This is a genomic window from Xanthomonas maliensis (assembly GCF_009192945.1).
In the GTDB taxonomy this organism is placed as follows: domain Bacteria; phylum Pseudomonadota; class Gammaproteobacteria; order Xanthomonadales; family Xanthomonadaceae; genus Xanthomonas; species Xanthomonas maliensis.
Genome location: NZ_NSET01000080.1, coordinates 1 through 3,900, shown reverse-complemented (window position 1 = coordinate 3,900; position 3,900 = coordinate 1). Strand labels below are relative to the sequence as shown.

The 3,900-nt window shown below is 65.1% G+C and carries 1 protein-coding gene; it reads left to right on the top strand.

Annotation, left to right across the window (positions count from 1 at the left end; all coding sequences use genetic code 11):
- Positions 1-3,900, top strand: a 3,900-nt coding sequence (locus tag CKY51_RS20775; protein WP_152249846.1) for a non-ribosomal peptide synthetase, incomplete at both ends; no start/stop codon positions are given.

The following is a 3,900-nucleotide window of genomic DNA, read 5'->3' as shown; positions in this document are numbered from 1 at the left end:
CCGACGAGCAGGTCAAGCTACGCGGTTTCCGCATTGAGCTGGGCGAAATCGCCGCAGCCCTGCGTGTCTGCAACGGCGTGCAGGACGCCGCCGTCCTGCTGCGCGAAGACACGCCAGGCGAGCGCCGTCTGGTCGCGTATCTGGTCGGCGGTGCGGAGCCTCTCGCCGCCGAAACCTTGCGTGCGCAGTTGGCTCTACGGTTGCCCGATGTCATGCTGCCCAGCGCCTATGTGCCGCTGGATGCTCTGCCGCTCACGCCCAACGGTAAGCTCGACCGCAAGGCGTTACCGTTACCGGACGGCAACGCTTATGCGGCCAATGCGTATGAGGCGCCGCAAGGGCCGATCGAAGAGGCCATCGCTGCCATCTGGTGCGAGCTATTGGGCCTGCAGACAATTGGCCGGCGCGACAACTTCTTTGCCCTGGGCGGGCATTCGCTCCTGGCGGTGCGGGTCGCCTCGCGCTTGCGTCAGGATCTCGGTGCCGAGATCGGCGTGACCGACCTGTTTGCGCATACGACGCTTGAGCAATTGGCCGCTTGTGTCGCCTGTTCGTCCGCCGCCGTCTTGCCGCCGATCACGCCGCTGGCGCCCGATGCGCCGCCCTTGCTGTCCTTCGCGCAGCAGCGGCTGTGGTTTCTGTCGCAGTTGGAGGGCGTCAGCGAGGCATATCACATCAGCGGTGGCCTGCGTCTGCACGGGGTCCTGGATACCTCTGCGCTGCAGCGTGCCCTGGACCGCATCGTCGCCCGGCACGCGTCGTTGCGCACGACCTTCGCGCTGGTCGATGGGCAGGCGCTGCAGCAGATCGCCGCCGAAGACAGCGGCTTCGCGTTGATGCATCACGATCTGCGCGATGTACCCGATCGTGAGGCGGCGCTGGAACGGCTGTTGGCCGAAGCGGCGCAGAAGCCGTTCGTGCTGGAGCAAGGCCCGCTGATCCGTGGCGAGCTGATGCGGCTCGCCCAGACCGAGCACGTGCTCTTCGTCAGCATGCACCATATCGTCTCGGACGGCTGGTCGATGGGCATCCTGATCGACGAATTGAGCGTGTTGTATCGCGCATTTGCATGCGATGCGACTGATCCACTGTCGCCGTTGCCGATCCAGTACACCGACTATGCGGCCTGGCAGCGGCAATGGCTGGCAGGCGAGGTCTTGCAACGGCAAGCCGCGTACTGGCGCCAGGCGCTGTCTGGTGCGCCAGCACTGCTGGAGCTGCCGAGCGATCATCCGCGTCCGGCGCGGCAAACCCATGCCGGCGCGCAGCTGGACGTGTTGGTGGACGCCGAGCAGACACAGGCGCTGAAAGCGCTCAGCCAGCGCCATGGGCTGACGCTGTACATGACGGTGCTGGCCAGTTGGGCCCTGTTGCTGTCGCGTCTATCCGGGCAGGACGACGTGGTCATCGGCAGCCCGGCAGCCAATCGTGGGCGCTCTGAGACCGAGGGGCTGATCGGGTTCTTCGCCAATACCTTGGTGCTTCGCATCGATCTGTCCGGTGCGCCGACGCTGGGCCAACTGCTGGCTTCGGTGAAGGCGCGCGCGCTACAGGCGCAAGCGCATCAGGACATCCCGTTCGAGCAGGTGGTCGAACTCGTGCAGCCACCGCGCAGCCTGGCGCATACGCCGCTGTTCCAGGTGATGCTGGCTTGGCAAAACACCCCGCAGGGCACGCTGGATCTTGGCCAGCTCCAGGCCAGCGGGCTGAGCGCCGGGCAGACGAGTGCGAAGTTCGACCTGTCGCTGTCGTTGGAAGAAAGTGAGGAACAGATCGTCGGCCGCCTGACCTATGCGACCGCGCTGTTCGAGCGTTCGACACTGGAGCGATGGATGCGGTCTTGGCGTCATCTGTTGCGCGAGATGGTGGCCGAAGGTGCCGAAGATCGCGTCGTGGATCGTCTGCCGCTGCTGGGCGAAGCCGATCGCGATCAGGTGTTGAGGCAGTGGAATGCGACGGCGGTGGACTATCCACGCGAACGCTATGTGGACGCGTGGTTCGAAGCACAGGTCACGCGCGATCCATCGGCCATCGCGGTGAGGTGCGGTGATGTGGCACTGAGCTATGGCGCGTTGAACGCGCGCGCCAATCAATTGGCCCATCACTTGCGTGCGTTGGGCGTTGGTGCCGATGATCGTGTGGCGATCTGCCTGCAGCGCAGCGTCGAGATGGTGGTGGCGGTGTTGGCCGTACTGAAGGCAGCCGGTGCGTATGTGCCACTGGATCCGGACTATCCGCAGGAACGACTGGCCTACATGCTGGCCGATTGCGGCGCCATGATGGTGTTGACCGATACGGCCAGCCGTTGGCTGGTGGAAGACACAGACGCCTCATGGGTGAGCGTGGACCTGCAGGCCGATGCCGACGCCTGGCAGCACCTGCCCGACAGCAATCCCGACCGCCACGCCAGCGCGCTGCAAGCACGCCATCTGGCCTATGTCATCTATACCTCCGGATCGACCGGCGCGCCAAAGGGCGTCATGATCGAACACGAAGGGTTGGCCAACTACCTGAGCTGGGCGGTGCGCTTCTACCGACCGGACACAGGTGCGCTGGTTTCGTCGTCATTGGCGTTCGATGCCACGATCACCAGCCTGTATGTGCCATTGCTGTGTGGTGCCACGATCGAATTGTTGCCTGAGCAAGACAAGCTGCAGGCGTTGCAGCAGCGGCTATGTTCCAATGCATCGCCGGGACTGGTGAAATTCACCCCTGCGCATCTGACAACACTGGGCCAGCAACTTGCTGCACAAGGCGGTGCCAGGCCGTCGGCCGCACTGTTCGTCATTGGCGGCGAGGCACTGCCGACGTCGACGGTGGATCTCTGGCACGAACTCGCGCCGGAGATTCGTCTGGTCAACCAGTATGGCCCGACCGAGACGGTGGTTGGGTGTGTGGCCCAGGACGTATCGGGGCCCTGTCCATTGGATGCGTACAGCCAGGTTCCGATCGGTCGGCCGATCGGAAATATGCGCATCTACATTCTCGATGTTCACGGCGAGCCTGTTCCTATGGGGGTCGTTGGCGAACTGCATATCGCCGGTGTGCAAATGGCGCGGGGGTATCTGGATCGCCCTGCGCTCACCGCTGAACGCTTTATCGCCGACCCATTCTCTGAGACGCACGGTGCGCGGATGTACCGTAGCGGCGATCGGGGGCGCTGGCTGTCCGACGGCACGATCGAGTTCGTCGGCCGCAACGATCACCAGGTCAAGATTCGCGGCTTCCGCATCGAGCTGGGCGAGATCGAGGCACGCCTTGGCGCGCATCCGGACGTGCGCGAGTGCGTTGTGGTGGCGTTGGAGGATGCCGCCGGCAGCGGCAAGCGGCTGGTCGCGTATTGGGTCGGTGCCGAGGGCGCCACGGGCGACCCCTTGGACGCGGAAACGTTCCGCGCTTGGCTATCGACCACGCTGCCCGAGTACATGGTGCCCGCCGCTTACGTGGCGCTGGATCGCCTGCCACTGACCCCCAACGGCAAGCTGGATCGCAAGGCGTTACCGGCGCCGGACAGTGCCGCCTATACGGCAACGGCGTACGAAGCGCCGCAGGGCGCCATCGAAGAGGCCATCGCTGCGATCTGGTGCGACCTGCTGGGTCTGGACTTGATCGGTCGGCACGACAACTTCTTCACCCTTGGTGGGCATTCGCTGCTGGCGGTGACGCTGACCGAGCGCATGCGCCAGCAAGGCTTGCAGGCCGACCTGCGCACCCTGTTCGCCACGCCGACGCTGGCCGCACTGGCAGCGGCCATCGGCAGCGTGACGGTGCGCGTGCCGCCCAACGGCATTACGCCTGACAGCGCGACGATCACGCCACAGATGCTCCCCTTGGTGGCACTGACGCAAGCACAGATCGACGCCATCGTGGCGATGACCCCAGGCGGCGTGGCCACGATCC